Annotated in this window: 13 protein-coding genes; 6 read left to right on the top strand and 7 right to left on the bottom strand. The window is 68.0% G+C overall.

Annotated elements, in window-relative coordinates; all coding sequences use genetic code 11:
- The first annotated feature begins 33 nt into the window (after window positions 1-33).
- Window positions 34-2,319 (top strand): arginine/lysine/ornithine decarboxylase, encoded by a 2,286-nt coding sequence (locus DVS29_RS24735; protein WP_118183158.1) that lies wholly within the window; start codon window positions 34-36, stop codon window positions 2,317-2,319.
- 11 nt (window positions 2,320-2,330) lie between these two features.
- Complete coding sequence (locus DVS29_RS24730; RefSeq protein WP_118183232.1) at window positions 2,331-3,071, top strand: lysozyme inhibitor LprI family protein; 741 nt, start codon at window positions 2,331-2,333, stop codon at window positions 3,069-3,071.
- A 379-nt stretch (window positions 3,072-3,450) separates the two neighbouring features.
- Here the strand turns inward: DVS29_RS24730 and argH are convergent, their stop codons facing one another.
- From argH to ppc, 3 genes are all read right to left on the bottom strand, one after another.
- The gene (gene argH, locus DVS29_RS24725; RefSeq protein ID WP_118183157.1) at window positions 3,451-4,857 is read right to left on the bottom strand and encodes an argininosuccinate lyase; all 1,407 of its coding nucleotides are present in this window, start codon (window positions 4,855-4,857) and stop codon (window positions 3,451-3,453) included.
- A 135-nt stretch (window positions 4,858-4,992) separates the two neighbouring features.
- Window positions 4,993-5,838, bottom strand: a complete 846-nt coding sequence (locus tag DVS29_RS24720) for a helix-turn-helix transcriptional regulator (RefSeq protein ID WP_240655784.1) — start codon at window positions 5,836-5,838, stop codon at window positions 4,993-4,995.
- Between the two features lie 127 nt (window positions 5,839-5,965).
- Window positions 5,966-9,262, bottom strand: coding sequence for a phosphoenolpyruvate carboxylase (gene ppc / locus DVS29_RS24715; protein WP_205962514.1), 3,297 nt, complete (start codon window positions 9,260-9,262; stop codon window positions 5,966-5,968).
- A gap of 393 nt (window positions 9,263-9,655) precedes the next feature.
- Between ppc and hemC the strand changes: the two genes are divergently transcribed.
- The 3 genes from hemC to DVS29_RS24700 are packed head-to-tail and all read left to right on the top strand — an operon-like array spanning window position 9,656 to window position 13,976.
- Window positions 9,656-10,663: a hydroxymethylbilane synthase gene (gene hemC, locus DVS29_RS24710; RefSeq protein ID WP_118183154.1), complete on the top strand. Its 1,008-nt coding sequence runs from the start codon at window positions 9,656-9,658 to the stop codon at window positions 10,661-10,663.
- Window positions 10,660-12,783: a fused uroporphyrinogen-III synthase HemD/membrane protein HemX gene (gene hemDX / locus DVS29_RS24705; protein WP_420816160.1), complete on the top strand. Its 2,124-nt coding sequence runs from the start codon at window positions 10,660-10,662 to the stop codon at window positions 12,781-12,783. Before hemC ends, hemDX begins: the two co-directional genes overlap by 4 nt.
- 2 nt (window positions 12,784-12,785) lie before the next feature.
- On the top strand, window positions 12,786-13,976 hold the full coding sequence (locus tag DVS29_RS24700; RefSeq protein ID WP_118183153.1) for a heme biosynthesis protein HemY: 1,191 nt from the start codon (window positions 12,786-12,788) through the stop codon (window positions 13,974-13,976).
- 135 nt (window positions 13,977-14,111) lie between these two features.
- Here the strand turns inward: DVS29_RS24700 and DVS29_RS24695 are convergent, their stop codons facing one another.
- The 3 genes from DVS29_RS24695 to DVS29_RS24685 all read right to left on the bottom strand — a co-directional run bounded on the left by DVS29_RS24695 (window position 14,112) and on the right by DVS29_RS24685 (window position 17,819).
- Entirely contained in the window at window positions 14,112-15,425 is a 1,314-nt protein-coding gene (locus DVS29_RS24695; protein ID WP_118183152.1) for an MFS transporter, read from the bottom strand.
- Between the two features lie 84 nt (window positions 15,426-15,509).
- Window positions 15,510-16,268 carry an SDR family oxidoreductase gene (locus DVS29_RS24690; RefSeq protein WP_118183151.1) on the bottom strand — a complete coding sequence of 253 codons (759 nt, stop codon included), beginning with the start codon at window positions 16,266-16,268 and terminating at the stop codon, window positions 15,510-15,512.
- A 111-nt stretch (window positions 16,269-16,379) separates the two neighbouring features.
- Window positions 16,380-17,819, bottom strand: coding sequence for an aldehyde dehydrogenase family protein (locus tag DVS29_RS24685; RefSeq protein WP_118183150.1), 1,440 nt, complete (start codon window positions 17,817-17,819; stop codon window positions 16,380-16,382).
- Window positions 17,820-18,199: 380 nt separating this feature from the next.
- On the opposite strand from DVS29_RS24685, the gene ppa reads away from it, so the two are divergent.
- Entirely contained in the window at window positions 18,200-18,727 is a 528-nt protein-coding gene (gene ppa, locus DVS29_RS24680; protein WP_118183149.1) for an inorganic diphosphatase, read from the top strand.
- Between the two features lie 107 nt (window positions 18,728-18,834).
- Here the strand turns inward: ppa and DVS29_RS24675 are convergent.
- Window positions 18,835-19,008: transposase (locus tag DVS29_RS24675; protein WP_164707983.1), on the bottom strand; the 174-nt coding region annotated here is incomplete at its 5' end.

The raw sequence follows: 19,008 nt of genomic DNA, 5'->3' as shown, positions 1-19,008 counted from the left end.
CCACAGCGGTCGTTCTTTCTGGAGAATCGCTTTATGAAGTTCCGCTTTCCTGTCGTCATCATCGACGAAGACTTCCGCTCCGAGAACATCTCGGGTTCCGGCATCCGGGCACTCGCCGAGGCGATCGAAAAGGAAGGCGCGGAAGTGCTCGGCCTGACGAGCTACGGCGACCTGACCTCGTTCGCGCAGCAGTCGAGCCGCGCGTCGTGCTTCATCCTGTCGATCGACGACGACGAGCTGCTGCCCTACGTGGAAGGCTCGAGCGCCGACGCCGAAGCGCCCGAGCACGCGCCCGCGATCATCGCGCTGCGCGCGTTCGTCGAAGCCGTGCGCGTGCGCAACGCGGACATCCCGATCTTCCTGTACGGCGAGACGCGCACGTCGCGCCACCTGCCGAACGACATCCTGCGCGAACTGCACGGGTTCATCCACATGTTCGAGGACACGCCGGAGTTCGTCGCGCGCCACATCATCCGCGAGGCGAAGGTCTATCTCGACGCGCTCGCGCCGCCGTTCTTCAAGGAACTGGTGAAGTACGCGGACGAAGGTTCGTACTCGTGGCACTGTCCGGGCCACTCGGGCGGTGTCGCATTCCTGAAGAATCCGCTCGGCCAGATGTTCCACCAGTTCTTCGGCGAGAACATGCTGCGCGCCGACGTCTGCAATGCGGTCGACGAACTCGGCCAGCTGCTCGATCATACGGGCCCCGTCGCGGCGTCCGAGCGCAACGCGGCGCGCATCTTCAGCGCGGATCACCTGTTCTTCGTGACCAACGGCACGTCCACGTCGAACAAGATCGTCTGGCACGCGACGGTCGCGCCGGGCGACATCGTGCTGGTGGACCGCAACTGCCACAAGTCGATCCTGCACGCGATCACGATGACGGGCGCGATCCCGGTGTTCCTCACGCCGACGCGCAACAACTTCGGCATCATCGGCCCGATTCCGCGCGACGAGTTCAAGCCGGAAAACATCCGCCGCAAGATCGAGGCGAACCCGTTCGCGCGTGAAGCGCTCGCGAAGAATCCGAACCTGAAGCCGCGCATCCTGACCATCACGCAGAGCACCTACGACGGCGTGATCTACAACGTCGAGATGATCAAGGACCTGCTCGGCGATCTGCTCGACACGCTGCACTTCGACGAAGCGTGGCTGCCGCACGCGGAGTTCCACGAGTTCTACCAGGACATGCACGCGATCGGCGCGGGCCGTCCGCGCACCGGCGCGCTGGTGTTCGCGACGCACTCCACGCACAAGCTGCTCGCCGGCATCTCGCAGGCGTCGCAGATCGTCGTGCAGGATTCCGAAAACAGCACGTTTGACCGCCATCGCTTCAACGAGGCGTACCTGATGCACACGTCCACATCGCCGCAGTACGCGATCATCGCGTCGTGCGACGTGGCCGCGGCGATGATGGAGCCGCCGGGCGGCACGGCGCTCGTCGAGGAATCGATCGCCGAGGCGCTCGACTTCCGCCGCGCGATGCGCAAGGTCGACGCCGAATACGGCGACGACTGGTTCTTCCAGGTCTGGGGCCCGGAAGAACTCGCCGACGAAGGCATCGGCTCGCGCGAAGACTGGATGCTGCGCCCGAACGACCGCTGGCACGGCTTCGGCCCGCTCGCCGAAGGCTTCAACATGCTGGACCCGATCAAGGCGACCATCGTCACGCCGGGTCTTGACGTGGACGGCGAATTCGGCGATGCGGGCATTCCGGCGGCGATCGTCACGAAGTACCTGGCCGAGCACGGCATCATCGTCGAGAAGACCGGCCTTTACTCGTTCTTCATCATGTTCACGATCGGCATCACGAAGGGCCGCTGGAACTCGATGGTGACCGAGCTGCAGCAGTTCAAGGACGACTACGACAACAACCAGCCGCTGTGGCGCGTGCTGCCCGAGTTCGTCGCGCATCACCCGATGTACGAGCGCGTCGGCCTGCGCGACCTGTGCCAGCAGATCCACAGCGTGTACCGCGCGAACGACATCGCGCGTCTCACGACCGAGATGTACCTGTCGAGCATGGAGCCGGCGATGAAGCCGTCCGACGCGTTCGCGAAGCTCGCGCACCGCGAGGTGGACCGCGTGCCCATCGACGAACTCGAAGGCCGCGTCACGTCGATCCTGCTGACGCCGTATCCGCCCGGTATTCCGCTGCTGATTCCGGGCGAGCGCTTCAACCGCACGATCGTCAAGTACCTGCAGTTCGCGCGCGAGTTCAACGGGCGTTTCCCGGGGTTCTACACGGACATCCACGGTCTCGTCGCGGAGAACGTCGACGGCCGCGTCGAATACTTCGTCGACTGCGTGCGCGCCTGACGATGCAGGCCATGCGGTACGCGACTTCGGTCCTCGCTTCGTTCCGGCGCCTGGCGTCGTCGGTGTCCTCGGTGCGGGTGCTGTCCGCGGTGCTCACGGCGCTCGCGATCTTCGCCGTGCCGTCGGCGCGCGCGGAGGTCGGCGCCGCCGATCCGATTGACGCGGCGATGCGCACCTGCCTCGCGCGTGCGGACATGTCGTCGTCGACGGGGCAGATCCAGTGCATGGACACCGCGCGCCTCGCGTGGCGCAGCGCGATGGACGTCGCCTATGCGCAGATTCTCGACAAGTCCAATCCCGAAGACCGCAAGCGCTGGACCGCGAGCCAGCACGAGTGGCTCGCATGGCGCGAGGTCGAAGGGAAGCTGCAGCAGGCCGTGTTCGAAACGACGAGTGGATCGTCCTATCAACTGTCCGCCGCCGACATGCAGCTGCAGCCGGTGCGCGATCGCGCGCTCGCGCTGCGCACGGCGGCCGCGCAGGCGGGCAAGCCGCCCACCACGCCGCGCGCGCATCTGTGCACGCGCGATGCAAAATGCGAGCACGCCACGTTCGATTTGAACCGCTACTACCGGGTGCTCGAGCGCAAGCTGCCGGTGCGTTCGCGCTCCACCTTGATCCGCGCGGAGCGCGCATGGCTCACGTACCGCGATACCACCACGCCGCTCATCGACGAATCCGGCCTGCTCGATATCCTGGGCGCGCGGGTCGCGACGCTCAAGCGGTTGTCGGAGACCGTGGGCAATCACTGACGCGAGCCGTCGGGCGCGAAGCGCGTGCGAAGTTCGCTGATCGTCGAATCGCTCGCCGGGTCGCTCGACGTGACGCTATAGGGAACGCGGTGCGTGCAGCGGACCGATACGCGTTCGAGTGGAGCGTGAGAGCGTTGCCCTTGTGTCGACGACGATCTCGCAATCGCGCATTCGTCCCCGATGGTGACCGATACTTCGAATTTGCCGTTACGGCTGGCAGCGGAGGCGCTGGGCGTGGCCGACAGCGTCTGCGCGGCGAACCGCCGCGAGGACGGCGGCGCACCTGGATGTGGTACGCCGCGTGAAAAAGCGGGCCCTTCAGACGAGGGCCCGCTCATGCGGGACAGAGATGAAGCGTATCGGCCGATATGAGCCGATATCAGCTGAGCGAGGCGCGCGCAGCCTTGACGGCCTCGCGCACCTGGTCCGGTGCGGTGCCGCCCGGATGATTGCGGCTTGCCACCGAGCCTTCGAGCGTCAGATAGCCGAACACGTCGTCGCCGAGCAGATGCGCGAGGGCGGGCAGTTCCTGCTTCATCTCGTCGAGCGACAGGTCGGCCAGATCGCAGCCGCGATCGACGCAGATTCGCACCGCGTGTGCGACCGCTTCGTGCGCGTCGCGGAACGGCAGGCCGCGCTTCACGAGGTAGTCGGCCAGGTCCGTTGCCGTCGAGAAGCCCTGCAGCGCCGCGGCGCGCATCGCTTCCGGCTTGACCGTGATGCCCGCCACCATCTCGGCGAAGATCCGCAGCGTGTCGGCGACGGTATCGACCGTATCGAACAGCGGTTCCTTGTCTTCCTGGTTGTCCTTGTTGTACGCGAGCGGCTGGCCCTTCATCAGCGTGAGGAGCGCCATCAGGTGGCCGTTCACGCGGCCCGTCTTGCCGCGCGCGAGTTCGGGCACGTCCGGGTTCTTCTTCTGGGGCATGATCGACGAACCCGTGCAGAAGCGGTCCGCGAGATCGATGAAGCCGACGCGCGGGCTCATCCACAGCACGAGTTCTTCCGAGAAGCGCGACACGTGCGTCATCACGAGCGCGCTGGCCGCGGTGAATTCGATCGCGAAGTCGCGGTCCGAAACTGCATCGAGCGAGTTCGCGCAGATGCCGTCGAAGCCCAGCGTCTTTGCCACCGCGTGACGATCGATCGGATAGCTCGTGCCGGCGAGCGCCGCCGCGCCAAGCGGCAGGCGGTTCACGCGCTTGCGGCAGTCGACCATGCGCTCGCTGTCGCGCGTGAACATTTCGACGTACGCGAGCAGATGGTGGCCGAAGGTGACGGGCTGCGCGACCTGCAGGTGCGTGAAGCCGGGCAGGATCGTGTCGGCGTGCTGGTCCGCGAGGTCCAGCAGCGCGCCCCGCAGGTCCTTCAGCAGGCCGCCGATACGGTCGATCTCGCCGCGCAGCCACAGGCGGATGTCGGTTGCGACCTGGTCGTTGCGCGAGCGGCCGGTGTGCAGGCGCTTGCCCGCGTCGCCGATCAGCGCGGTCAGGCGCGCTTCGATGTTCAGGTGCACGTCTTCGAGGTCCAGCTGCCACTCGAATTCGCCGCGCTCGATTTCGCCCTTGATCTGCGCCATGCCGCGCTGGATCGCCGCGAGGTCATCGGCGGAGATGATCTTCTGCGCCGCGAGCATTGCCGCGTGCGCGAGCGACCCGTCGATGTCGACGAACGCGAGGCGCTTGTCGAAGAAGACCGACGACGTGTAGCGCTTGACGAGTTCCGACATCGGCTCCGAGAAGCGAGCCGACCAGGCTTCGCCTTTTTTGTGCAGTTGGGACGTCATGGTGGTAGGCAGTGTGCGGTGAGAAAGCGCGGCGGACGGGTCATGCACCTGCCGCGCGAAGATGCGGGAAAGTCTGTGATTCTAGCATTGGCCCTCGCGGCGACGACGCGCGCAGGTCGCCGCCTGCGCGTGGCTTCAAAGCCTGACGAGCACCACCAGCTTCAGATCTTCCCGATGCGCGGGCTTGAACGTGATCTGGTCGTAGGCGACGCGCCCGTCGCGCGGATGATTGAATTCGCGCCGGCCGCCTTCGCGCTCGAACACGTCCTGCGACGCCCAGTAGCGCGCGAACGCGTCGCTCGCGGCGCTCAGCGAATCGATCAGCGCGCGGGTCGGCGCGTCGTTCAGATGGCGGATCGAATCGGCGCGGTATTCGGCGGCGAGGCGGCGCGCGCGCGTTTCCCAGTCGGCGATCAGCTCGCGCGCCGACGGCTCGGTGAACGTGAAGCGCAGCAGGTTGCGGTCGTGCGCGCCGTCCAGCCATCCGACGAACAGGTCGGCTGCGCGCGCGTTCCACGCGAGCGCCGTCCACTGGCGGTCGAGCACGTACGCGGGCGCGTCCACCAGTTGCACGGTTTGCAGCAGCGTGGCCGGCGCATCGGTGGCGCCCGGCTCAGGCTCGGCCGGATCGCGCTGCGCCGCCAGCTCGAACAGGTACGCCCGCTCCGCGCGCGACAGCCGCAGCGCGACCGCGATGCGCGCGAGCGCGTCCGCCGAAGCCGACACGGGGCGGCCCTGCTCGATCCACGTGTACCAGGTCGGGCTCACGCCGCACAGTTGCGCGACCTCTTCGCGCCGCAGCCCTGGCGTGCGCCGACGCGGCCCCGGCGGCAGGCCCACCGCTTCGGGCGTGAGCCGCTCGCGATGCGCGCGGATGAATTCGCCGAGCGCGCGGGCGGGCGTCGCGTCGAGCGGCAATGCCGCACCCGACGGGTTGTCAGGCGCGGCAGCGCGAGTGGTGGAGCCGGCGGGGCGGGTCATGGCGTGAGCGAGATGGCAGGAATTGGTCAATACCAGAATACGCAACGCGCAGTACTGGTACCAGGGCCGCCATTGTAACGTCGCCATGACTTCGCCGCCCGCATGCCGTCGGCGGGATCAGACGGGATCAACCGGTATTGCGCAGCCCCGCCGCGATGCCGTTGATCGTCAGATGGATGCCGCGCCGCACCCGCACGTTGTCGTCGCCGCCGCGGTGACGCTTCAGCAGTTCCACCTGCAGGTGATTCAGCGGATCGAGATACGGGAAGCGGTTCTTGATCGAGCGCGCGAGGAGCGGATTGTCCGCGAGCCGCTCGCCCTTGCCCGTGATCTCCGACAACACCTTCGCCGTGCGTTCCCACTCGGCCACGATGCGGTCGAACACGTGCTTGCGCAGTTTCTTGTCCGCGCAGAGCGCGGCGTAGCGTGAGGCCACCGCGAGGTCCGTCTTCGCGAGCACCATGTCCATGTTCGACAGCAGGTTCGAGAAGAACGGCCAGGTCTTGTGCATCCTGCGCAGGAGCGCGAGGCGGCTCTTGCGTTCGCTGTCGGTGGGCGCGCTGTCGAGATAGCCGCCCACCGCGCTGCCGAAGCCGTACCAGCCGGTGAGCAGCAGCCGGCATTGGCCCCACGAGAAGCCCCACGGAATCGCGCGCAGGTCTTCGATCTTGCGCTGCTTCGGGTCCTGCAGCTTGCGCGAGGCCGGGCGGCTGCCGATGTTGAGTTCGGCGATCTCGGCGATTGGCGTCGCCGAGAAGAAGTAGTCGGTGAAGCCGGGCGTTTCGTAGACGAGCGCGCGGTACGACGCCATCGCCGCATCCGAGAGCCCCTGCATCATGGCCTCGAACTCGGGCAGCGACGCCGGCGCGTTGCCCTCACTGCCCGGCACACCGTGCGGCAGCAGCGTCGCTTCGAGCGTCGCGGCGATCACCGTCTCCAGATTGCGCCGGCCGATCTCCGGATTGCTGAACTTGCTCGCGATCACCTCGCCCTGTTCGGTGAGGCGGATCTGGCCGTCGACGGTGCCCGGCGGCTGCGACAGGATCGCCTGATAGGTCGGGCCGCCGCCGCGACCCACGGTGCCTCCACGGCCATGGAAGAGCCGCAGCGTGACGCCGCGTTCGTTGAAGAGCGACACCAGCGCGAGCTCCGCGCGATACAGCTCCCAGTTCGACGTGAGGAAGCCGCCGTCCTTGTTGCTGTCCGAGTAGCCGAGCATCACTTCCTGCTCGTTGCCCTGGTGCTCGATGATCGCATCGAGCCCCGGCAGCGCGATCAGGTCGCGCATGATGTGCGGCGCGTTGCGCAGGTCGGGAATCGTCTCGAAGAGCGGGATCACCATCAGCCCGGCCTTCGCCGGCGCATGCGCGCTGCCGAGCTGGCCTTCCAGCAGGCCGGTTTCCTTCTGCAGCAGCATCACCTCGACGAGATCGCTCACCGTCTCGGTGTGCGAAATGATGTAGTTGCGCACCGCGCGCGCGCCGAATTTTTCGCGCGTCTCGCGCGCCATTTCGAGCACGCCGAGCTCGCTCTTCACGAGGTTCGAGTACTCGATGTACGGCGAGCGCAGCGGCCGCGGCTGCGCGAGTTCCGCGAGCAGCACCGCGAGCTTGTCGGCTTCGGAGAGCGCCGCGTAGTCCGGCGTCACGCCCGCGCGCGCGAGCAGTTCGGCGATCACCGCTTCATGGATGTCGGAACTCTGGCGCAGGTCGATGCTCGCGAGGTGGAAGCCGAACACTTCGGCCGCGCGTGCAAGCGGCGACAGGCGCGGCGCGATCAGCCACTCGCCGTGATGCTGGCGCAGCGAATCGATCAGCACGTGCAGGTCGCGCGCGAATTCGCCCGCGTCCGCGTACGGCGTGGCGCGCACCGGCTTCACGCCGCGGCCCGCGCTGCGCAGCGCGACCACGCCTTCGCCGAGACGCACCCGCGCGCTCGCGGCGAGCCGCGTGTACATGCCGATCAGCGCGCGGCGGTAGGGCTCGTCGGTGCGATGCGGCGATTCGTCGGGCGAAGCGGCGGCGAGTGCCTTCAGCGCGTCGCTCGAGCCGGCCAGCAGGTTCGAGACCGACAGCTCCGCGCCCAGCAGGTGGACCTGCTCCAGATAGTGTTCGAAGATCACCGTGGCCTGGCGCGTGATCGCGTGTTCGAGCGTCGACGCGACGACGTTCGGATTGCCGTCGCGATCGCCGCCGATCCAGCTGCCCATCTGGAAGAACGGCGGCAGGCGGGTCGGCAGGCCGTGCTCGGCGAGCACCGTTTCGATCTCGCCGTAGAGCGTCGGGATTTCCTCGAGGAAGGTCGCGCGGTAGTACGACAGTGCGTTTTCGATCTCGTCGGCGACGGTCAGGCGCGAGTCGCGCAGCATGCGCGTCTGCCACAGCGCCGTGACGCGCGCGCGCAGCATCGACTCGTTGTTTGCGCGCTCCCGCTCGGTGAGCGGCTGGTCGCGTTCGGCGAGCAGGCGCGCGATGTCGTGCTCCCCGTCGAGGATGCTCTTGCGCTGCACTTCGGTCGGGTGCGCGGTGAGCACGGGCACGATCAGCGCGTCGTGGAAGAACTGCTCGAGCACCGGCGTCGCGGCAGCGCCCGCTTCGGTCAGCCGCTCAAGCGCGTACGCGATGGTGCCGGCCTGCGGCGCCGAGCCGGCGAGCGCGTGCACGCGGCGGCGGCGGTTGTGATGGCGGTCTTCCGCGATGTTCGCCAGATGCGAAAAGTAGCTGAACGCGCGCACGACGCTCACCGTCTGCTCGGGGCTCAACGCGCGCAGTTTCTTGTCGAGCGTCTGCGCGGCCGCGCTGTCGTCCTCGCGGCGAAAGCGCACCGCGTTCTGGCGGATCGTCTCGACGACGTCAAACACCTCGACGCCTTCCTGCTCGCGCACGACGTCGCCGAGCAGACGTCCGAGGTAGCGGATGTCCTCGAAGAGCGGCTGATCCTTGTCGTCGCGGGTGCGGGGCGATTTCGCCGCGCCGTTCGCTCCGTTCGCTCCGTTCGCTCCGTTCGCGGCGGTGCCGGGTTCGTTGCCGTCCGGGGACTGCGTCGTGAGCGCTGCGGAGCGCGCGCCGTTGGCGGCGGCCTTCGCGGCTTTGCCTGCGTGCTTGTCGGTGCGCTTGCCGTCCTGCTTGCCCGCGGCTTTGTCAGCGGCCTTGCCTGCGGATTTGTCCGCGGCTTTACCGGCGGTTTTGCCCGCGGCTTTGCCCGATTTCCCGGCAGGTTTCACGGCAGCAGTGGATGCGGTGTCGGCCTTCGCGGCCAGTGCGCGCGTTCGGGCCGGTTTGAACCCGGCAGGCATGCCGGCGTTAGAAGCCGGCACGGTGGACGCAGTGGACGGGGCAGCCGCGGCGGCGAGGCCGTCGGCTTGGGTGGCGTTGAGCGAGGCAGTGTTGCGGCGGGCAGGGCGCGCCGATCCGGAAGACGTCACGATGGGTTTCCTCAGGGAAGCCAGAGTCAATTGAACGAAGACTGCGAACTACGTGAACTGCGCCAGGACTTGCGGAAGGCCGCCGCGTGCGGCGCCCCGAACGGCATGGGGGCGCCCGCGGCGGTCGCGCCGCGTTCGGCTCGCGACGCGGGCGACGGCATCACACCAGAAGCGAACGCGATGCCGGCAGGAGGAGGGGTGTTACGGGAATGACAGCCGACGCGCATTGCAATGCATCATCCCGCATCGGGCTATCTTGCGCGCGAACGACCGTACGGCCGCCGCGCTGTCTCCTCTCCAGCTGTGCTCGCCTCGCCATCGGCCGGGGCAGATGGCGCAAAGGTGCGTGCTACCATTGTTTGTTATCCGAACCCGTCATTCGATGATCCTGCAATGAACTCCGAGTCGTTATCGGCACAACCGCCCCGTACGTTGGTGATTGCTTCGCGAGAAAGCCGCCTGGCGATGTGGCAGGCGGAGCACGTGCGGTGTGCGCTGCACAAATTATATCCATCTTGTGACGTAAAAATCCTCGGAATGACGACACGCGGGGATCAGATTCTCGATCGCACGCTGTCGAAGGTCGGTGGTAAGGGCCTGTTCGTGAAGGAACTCGAGAACGCGCTCGCCGATGGCCGCGCCGATCTCGCGGTGCATTCGCTGAAAGACGTGCCCATGCAGCTGCCGGACGGCTTCGAGCTGACCGCCGTGATGGAGCGCGAAGATCCGCGCGACGCGTTCGTGTCGAACCAGTACACGACGCTCGCCGCGCTGCCCGCGGGCAGCGTCGTCGGTACGTCGAGCCTGAGGCGCGAAGCGATGCTGCGCGCGCGCTATCCGCAGCTCGTCGTGAAGCCGCTGCGCGGCAACCTCGACACGCGTCTCGCGAAGCTCGACCGCGGTGACTACGCGGCCATCATCCTCGCCGCCGCGGGCCTGAAGCGCCTCGGTCTCGGCGAGCGGATCCGCTCGCTGCTCGACCCCGAAGACAGCCTGCCGGCCGCGGGACAAGGCGCGCTCGGCATCGAGATCCGCGCGGGCCGCCCGGAACTTGCCGCGTGGCTCGCGCCGCTGCATCACGCGGCCACGGCCGCCGCCGTCGAAGCGGAGCGGATGGTGTCGCGCGCACTCGGCGGCAGCTGCGAGGTGCCGCTCGCCGCGTACGCGCACTGGCACGACGGCGCGCTGCATCTGCGCGGCATCGTCGCGACGCCGGACGGCCAGCGCGTGCTGACCGCGCAGGCGTCGTCGCCGGCGCCTGACGAGGCCCGCGCGCTGGCGCTGGGCCGCGAAGTCGCCACGTCGCTCGAAGCGCAGGGCGCGCTCGACATCGTGCGCGCGCTGGCCGCTGCAAGCGCGGACGGCGCCTTCTCCAACCCCTCCGCGCCGGACTCCGCATGATGCAGACGGACGCAGAGCGTCACCCGTTTTCCGGTGCGCCGGGCGGCAGCGGGCCGGCGGCGTTCACCGCCGTCGTCACGCGGCCCGCGGGCCAGTCCGACGCGCTGAAGTCGCGGCTCGCGGCAGGCGGCGCCCAGGTGCTGGAGTTCCCGCTGATCGACATCGCGGATGTCGAAGACCCGGCGCCGTTGCGCGCCGCGCTCGCGTCGCTGGCCGACTGCGCGCTCGTGGTGTTCGTGTCGCCGAACGCGGTCGACCGGACCTTCGCGCAGTTCGACGCGATCTGGCCGCATGCGCTGCCCGTCGCGGTGGTCGGGCCGGGCAGCGTCGCGGCACTCGCGCGGCACGGCGTCGCGGCGCCCGCACATCGCGTGATCAGCCCGGCCGACGCGCATGACGACGAAGCCGTGCGCTTCGATTCCGAGGCGCTCTTCGTGCAGATCGAAGCCGTGTTCGGCGAGGGCGGCCTCGAAGGCCGGCGCGTGCTGATCGTGCGCGGCGACGGCGGCCGCGAGTGGCTCGCCGACCGGCTGCGCGAATGCGGCGCGCTGGTCGAGATCGTCGCGGCATACCGGCGCGTCGTGCCGGAGCCGTCGGTCGCCGCGTGGTCGCACGTGCACGCGCTGCTCGCCGGCGAGCCGCACGCGTGGCTCGTCACCAGCTCGGAAGGGGTGCGCAATCTGCGCGAGCTGGCCGACGCGCATCTGAATCCGGACGAACTGCAGCGTCTGAAGGCCGTGCCGTTCGTCGCGCCGCATCCGCGAATCGCCGAAACGGCCCGTGGGCTGGGTTTTGATAGCATTACGGTTTCCGGCGCGGGCGACGAGCGCATCGCCGGGGCGCTGCTGTCCAGTCTGCCCGCGCAGCCTGCTGCATCGGGCGCCGCGACGGGCGCAGGTTCGACCGACGTTCCATATCGGGAAGTCTCCGCGGATGCACAGCCCGCATCCGCATCGCCGGCCGCCGCGCCGGCTCAACACAACGCTCATTCCGGGGCTCACTCACGCATGACTCAATCGAACGATCCGCCCTACGCAGCAGCCCAGCCGGCCTTGCCGCCGAACCAGCCGTTCACGCCGTACGAAGCGCAGCAGCCGAAGTCGCGCAGTGGCGTCAGCGCGGCGGTGCTGTGGTTCGTCGTCGTCGTGATCGCGTGCGCGGCGGGGATCGGCGGCTACGCGCTGAACCGCAAGGTGGACCGCATGGACACCCGGTTCGCCGAGCGCCAGCAGGCCAACGACACGCAAACGGCCGCGCTCGGCGTGAAGACCGGACAGGCGGTGGATTCCGTCCATCAGATCGATTCGCAGGTGTCGCAGCTCGAAGGCAAGCTCGCCGACGCGCAGGCCGCGCAGCAGGCGCTCCAGCAGCAATACGCAGACCTCGCGCGCAACCGCGACGACTGGACGCTCGCCGAAGTGGGACAGATGCTGTCGAGCGCGAGCGAGCAGCTGCAACTCACCGGCAACACGCAGCTCGCGCTGTTCGCGCTGCAAAGTGCCGACACGCGCCTCGCCGCATCGGACAGCGCGCAGGCTATCGCCGTGCGCAAGGCGATCGCGCAGGACATCGACAAGCTCAAGGCCGCGCCGTCCACGGACCTGACCGGCCTCGCGATCAAGCTGGACGACGCGATCGGCATGGTCGATTCGCTGCCGCTCTCCGGCGAAGCGCCGATCGCGCGCGCCACGCCGCACGCCGACACACCGGCCGATACGGCGAAGGTCGCCGCGGCAACGGGCGAACCGCGCTGGAAAGTGTGGTGGCGCGAGGTCACGACCGGCATCGGACAGCAGCTGACGAGCCTCGTGCAGGTGCGCCGCATCGACAACGCTGACGCGATGCTGGTGTCGCCGGACCAGGGCTACTTCCTGCGCGAGAACCTGAAGCTGCGCCTGCTGTCGGCGCGCCTCGCGCTGCTGTCGCGCAACCAGACCACCCTCAAGTCGGATCTGCAGGCAGCCGATGCGGCGCTCGCGCGTTACTTCGATGCCAGCTCGAAGAACACGCAGACCGCGCGCGATCTCGTGAAGCAGGTCGACGACGGCTCGGCGGCGGTGCAGCTGCCGAACCTCGACACGAGCCTGCAGGCGATCCAGCAATACAAGGGCCGGGGTTGATCATGGCGATCCGGGGACTCGTGTGGCTCGCACTGCTGTTCGCGATCGCGGTGATACTGGCCACCGTCGGCCGCTTCGACGCAGGCCAGGTGATGCTGGTGTATCCGCCGTATCGCGTCGATATCTCACTGAATCTGTTCGTCGTCGCGATCGTCGTGCTGTTCATCCTGCTGTATGCGCTGCTGCGCATCGTGCGCAACGTGTGGCGCATGCCGCAGCGCGTCGCCGCGTACCGCACCCGCTCGCGTGTCGCGAAGGCGCATACGGCGCTGCGCGACGCGATCGGCAACCTGTATGCGGGCCGCTTCTCGCGCGCCGAGAAGGCCGCGCGCGATGCGCTCGCCCACCCGGAGAACGCGCCGGCGGCGGGGCTGATCGCGGCGAACGCCGCGCATCGGATGCGCGAGTACGCCCGCCGCGACGAATGGCTCGACAAGGTGGAAGGCAACGACTGGCTCGACGCGCGCCTGATGGCCACCGCCGACATGCGCGCCGATGGCCGCGACGCGGACGGCGCGCTCGCGGCGCTGACCGAGATGCAGTCGCAGGGTGGCCGGCGCATTCACGCGCAGCAGATCGCGCTGCGCGCACAGCAGCAGCTGAAGAACTGGGCCGAGGTGCTGAAGCTCGTCAAGACGCTGGAGAAGCGCGAGGCGATTCATCCGGCCGTCGCCGTGCGGCTGCGTCAGCTCGCGGCGGAGAACCTGCTGCGCGACCGCCGCCACAACGCGGATGCGCTGCTGGAGCTGTGGCATACGCTGTCGCCCGTCGAGCGGCACTCGCCGCGGCTCGCCGATCTCGCGGCCGAACTGCTGATCGCGCTGAACCGCCAGGCGGACGCGCGCCGCATCGTCGAGGAAGCGCTCGCGCAGAACTGGGACGCGCGACTGTTGCGCCGCTATCCGGACACCGCCGGCGACGATGCATTGCCGCTGATCCAGAAGGCCGAGGCGTGGCACAACGATCGCCCGGAAGACGCCGACCTGCTGTTCGCGCTCGGTCGCCTGTGTCTGAAGCAGCAGTTGTGGGGCAAGGCGCAGTCATTCCTCGAGGCCGCACTGAAGCTCGCGGACAACGAGCCGCTGAAGATCCGCTCGCACCGCGCGCTCGCGCGGCTGCACGAGCAGCTCGGCGATACCGCGAAGGCGGGCGAGCACTATCGCGAGAGCGCGCTGGCGATGAATATCGTGTGAGGTTGCTGCGGCTCCAGGCCCGCGTAGACATGCAAACGCCCCCGTTCCTGCGAACGGGGGCGTTTTGTATTTGCCGCTCAGTTGCCTCTCAAGCGCCGTGTCGCAACAGGTCGCGCACGTCGGCACCGAATGCGCCTATCGCCCGACCAGCCGCGCCGGCACGGAGAGCGCGAGCAGCCCGCCCAGCACCATGAACGCCGCGAGCATGTACATGCCCGAGTCGTTCGCGCCGGTGGCCTGCCTGAGCCAGCCGACCGCATAGGGGCTCAGGAAGCCGGCGAGGTTGCCGATCGAGTTGATCATCGCGATGCCGGCCGCGGCGCCGGTGCCGGCGAGGAATGCGGTCGGCAGGCTCCAGAACAGCGGCAGCGTGGTGATGATGCCCATCGTTGCGAGCGTGAGCGCGGCCATCGCAAGCGTGGTGTCGTGCGCCCAGACTACCGCGAGCAGCAGACCCACTGCGCCCGCGAACGCCGGCAGCGCGACGTGCCAGCGGCGTTCGCGGCGTCTGTCGGCGCTGCGCGCGACGATCAGCATCGCGACCACGGCCGCTGCGAACGGGATCGCGGAGAGCAGACCGATCGTGAACGCGTCGGTGACGCCGGTGCTCTTGATGATGGTCGGCAGCCAGAAGCCGACGCCGTACAGCCCCATCACGAACGACAGATAGATCGCGCTCATCAGCCACACGCGCGGGCTCGCGAACACGGTGCCGAGCGGCAGGTCCTCCTTCAGCGCCTCTTCGCTCTCGACGTTGCGTTCGAGGATGCGCCGCTCGTCTTCGGTCAGCCATTTCGCTTTGCCGATCCGGTCGTCGAGCACGAAGAACACCACCACGCCGACGATCACCGACGGTATGCCTTCCAGCACGAACAGCCACTGCCATGCGTGCCAGCCGGCCACGCCGTTGAAGTTCTTCAGGATGAAGCCCGACACCGGTCCGCCGACCACGCCAGACAGTGCGACCGCGGTCATGAACCACGTCGTCATGCGGCCGCGGCGATGGGCGGGATACCAGTACGTGAGGTACAGGATGATGCCGGGAAAGAATCCCGCTTCGGCGAGGCCGAGCAGGAAGCGCATCACGTAGAACATCGTCGGCGTGGTAACGAACATCGTGAGCATCGAGACGATGCCCCACGTCGCCATGATCCGTGCGATCCAGACGCGCGCGCCTACCCGGTGCAGGATGATGTTGCTCGGAATCTCGAAGAGGAAGTAGCCGAGGAAGAAGATGCCCGCGCCGAAGCCGTAGACGGCGTCCGACAGGTGCAGGTCGGTCGCCATGCCGAGTTTCGCGAAACCGACGTTCACGCGGTCGAGATAGGCGATCACATAGCAGAGCATCAGCAGCGGCGCGAGCCGCCAGGTGACCTTGCGGTAGAGCGCGTCTTCGAGTGTCGAAGGCGGCGCGTTGGCGCCGGATTGAGGTAAGGGCTGACTGGCCATGCGTGTCTCCTCGCTTGTTGTGTAGTTGAAGGTAAAGGGCCGGGCAGTGAAGCAGGGCAGTGAAGCAGGGTAGTCAAGCGGCGCTCAGACGCAGCGTCCGCCGTCCACTTCGAGGCAGACGCCCGTGATGAACGCCGCTTCGTCGGATGCGAGGTAGAGGCACGCGTTCGCGATATCCTCCGGCGTCGACAGGCGGCCGAGCGGAATGCCCGCGATGAAGCGCGCGCGATTCTCCGGCGTGTCTTCGGCACCCATGAATTCGGTGAGGAGGCCGGTTGCGCCCATCACCGGGTTCACGCAGTTCACGCGAATGCGGTCGGGTCCGAGTTCGGCCGCGAGCGCCTTGCTCGCGATGATCACCGCGCCCTTGCTGCCGTTGTACCAGACGAGGCCAGGACGTGGCCGCACCCCGGCCGTCGACGCGACGTTGATGAACACGCCGCTGCCGGCTTCGCGAAAGTACGGCACGAAATGCTGGACGCTCCAGTAGATGCTCTTCACGTTCACCGCGTAGACGCGGTCGAACTCGGCTTCGGTCACATGCAGGACCGGCTTGTTGCGATGGGTCGTGCCCGCGTTGTTGACGACGATCTGCACGCTGCCGAAGTCTTCCAGCGCCGCTTCGCGCAGCCGCTGCCAGTCGTCGCTCTGCGTGACGTCGCCCTGTACCGCGATCGCCTTGCCGCCCGCGAGCGCGATCTCGCTCGTTACGCGTTCCGCGGCCGCGCCGTTCAGATCGTTGACGACGACGTTCGCGCCTTCGCGCGCGTAGGTTTTCGCGATGCCTTCACCGAAACCCGAGCCGCCGCCCGTGACGATGGCCGTCTTGCCTGTCAGACGCATTGCTGTCTCCATGGTTATGTTGTGTCGCGTGATGCCGTATTGCCGCCGCGAGCGATGCGCGGGTCGATGCCCTTGCATCGTTTCGGGTGCGTTGTCGAGCGGATCGCGAACCTAGCCGTGCCGGATCGCGATCGTTTTCAGTACCGTGAAACCGTACAGTGCCTCGAAGCCTTTTTCGCGGCCGTGTCCGGACTGGCCAACACCGCCGAACGGCAGCTCGACTCCGCCGCCCGCGCCGTAGTTGTTGATGAACACCTGGCCCGAGCGGACCCGCTTCGCGACGCGGAACTGGCGCGCGCCGTCGCGCGTCCAGATGCCCGCGACGAGTCCGTACGCAGTGCCGTTGGCCAGCGCGATCGCTTCGTCTTCGTTGTCGAAACTGAGCGCGGCGAGCACCGGTCCGAACACTTCCTCGCGCGCGAGACGGTGCGTGCGCGGCACGTCGCGCAGCAACGCGGGCGCTTGATAGAAACCGCTCTCCGGCGCGTCGGCGACGACTTCGCCGTGCCCCGCCATCGCGATGCCGTCGTGCTGCGCGTCGGACAGGAAGTCCCAGACGCGCCGCTGCTGCTTCGCGTTGATCAGCGGACCGCAGTCGAGATCCGCCTGCGACGGGCCGACCCTGAGCGCGTTGAAGGACGTGGCCAGCCGGTCGAGCAGCGGTTCGTAGATCGAGCGCTCGATCAGCACGCGGCTGCCCGCCGAGCAGGTCTGCCCCGCGTTCTGCACGATCGCCGAGATCAGCACCGGCAGCGCGGCATCGAGGTCGGCATCGGCGAACACGATCTGCGGCGACTTGCCGCCCAGTTCCAGCGTGACCGGCACGTGGTGCTCCGCCGCCATCTGCGCGACGAGCCTGCCGGTTTCCGGCGACCCCGTGAACGAGATGTGGTCGATGCCCGGATGGCGCGCGAGCGCCGCGCCGGCTTCGTGGCCGTAGCCGGTCACGATGTTCAGTGTGCCCGCGGGCAGGCCCGCTTCGGTGGCGAGCGCGGCGACGCGCAGCACGGTGAGGCACGCGTCTTCGGCAGGTTTCACGACGCAGGCGTTGCCTGCCGCGAGTGCGGCGCCGACGCTGCGCCCGAAAATCTGCATCGGGTAATTCCACGGCACGATGTGGCCGGTGACGCCGTGCGGCTCGCGCAGGGTCAGGACCGTGTAGCCGGACTGGTAGGGAAGGGTCTCGCCGTGCAGCTTGTCCGCGGCGCCCGCGTAGAACTCGAAGTAGCGGGCGAGCGCGGCCGAGTCCGCGCGGGCCTGCCGCAGCGGCTTGCCGGTATCGCGCGCTTCGAGCTGCGCGAGTTCCTCGTGGCGGGCCGCGACCAGCATCGACAGCCGGTACAGCACGCGGCCGCGTTCGGCGGCGCTCATCGCGCCCCACGGGCCGTTGAACGCGCGCCGCGCGGCGGCCACGGCGAGATCGATGTCCGCGGGCGTGCCGCGGGCGAGCTGGGCGAACGGCTGGCCGTCGGACGGGTCGAGGACGGGAATCGTCTCGCCGCCTGCCGGCGCGTGCCACTCGCCGCCGATGAAATGCCTGGCTTCTTCCATGCGCTCATTCCTCCGGGACGACGTGGCGCGGCGCCGCGCTGCACTTTTAGCCACTGCAGGCCGGCGCGCCGCCACACCGCGTTCGATGACTGTCAGACGATTATCGCGCCGTTCGCGCGTGGCACACCATCGGCTGAACGACCAGGCCGACCGGCTATAATGGCGCATTGCGCCCGGCTCCGTGCGCCGCGCCCGCCGCGGTCTGCGGCCAGGGCTGTGGCCCGCGCACAGGCGGGCATCGCGCGCAGTCCGGCTTGGAGGTCGGGCCTGACAGACAGGCCTGACAGACAGGCCTGACACTCGGCCGCGCGTTGCATGCCTGCTGGCGTTGCCGGCATCCTCCGGTTCATCCCGGTTTTCATCCTGTTCAGAGAGCGCTCATGAGCTTCAATCACGTCCCCGCAGGCAAGGATCTTCCGCACGATTTCAACGTCATCATCGAAATCCCCGCGCAAAGCGATCCGGTGAAGTACGAAGCCGACAAGGATCTGGGCCTGCTCGTCGTCGACCGCTTCATCGGCACCGGCATGCGCTATCCGGCGAACTACGGCTTCATCCCGCAGACGCTGTCCGGCGACGGCGACCCCGTCGACGTGCTCGTCATCACGCCGTTCCCGCTGCTGGCCGGCTCGGTGGTGCGCGCCCGCGCGCTTGGCATGCTGCAGATGACCGACGAGTCTGGCGTCGACGCGAAACTGGTTGCCGTCGCGCACGACAAGATCTGCCCGATGACCGCGCACATGAAGTCGGTCGACGACGTGCCGGCTTACCTCAAGGACCAGATCAAGCATTTCTTCGAGCAGTACAAGGCGCTCGAAAAGGGCAAGTGGGTGAAGGTGGAAGGCTGGGCGGGCCTCGAAGCCGCGCACAAGGAAATCAGCGAAGGCGTCGCGAACTACAAGAAGTGAGTGGTGCGCGGTTCGCACATGCTGGCTGACCCGGAGCGCGGCAAGCGCCGTCCTTCAGGGCGGGAAAGGATAGCGCGGACGCCGTAGGCGTCCTTGCTGTTGGGTTTTCAGTGTGGCATCTGCTGCTGCTGCTCGATGTACTGGCGCACGATAGATATCGGGGCACCGCCGCAGGATGAAGCAAGGTAGGACGGCGACCAGAGCACGCCCTTCCAGTAACGTTTCTGGATGTCCGGGCGCTCTTTGCGCAGCAGACGGCTCGATACGCCCTTGAGGCTGTT

This window comes from Paraburkholderia phosphatilytica, from assembly GCF_003443895.1.
Classification (GTDB): domain Bacteria; phylum Pseudomonadota; class Gammaproteobacteria; order Burkholderiales; family Burkholderiaceae; genus Paraburkholderia; species Paraburkholderia phosphatilytica.
Note: the sequence above shows the minus strand (reverse complement) of the source record. Positions and strands in the feature narration are given on the sequence as shown.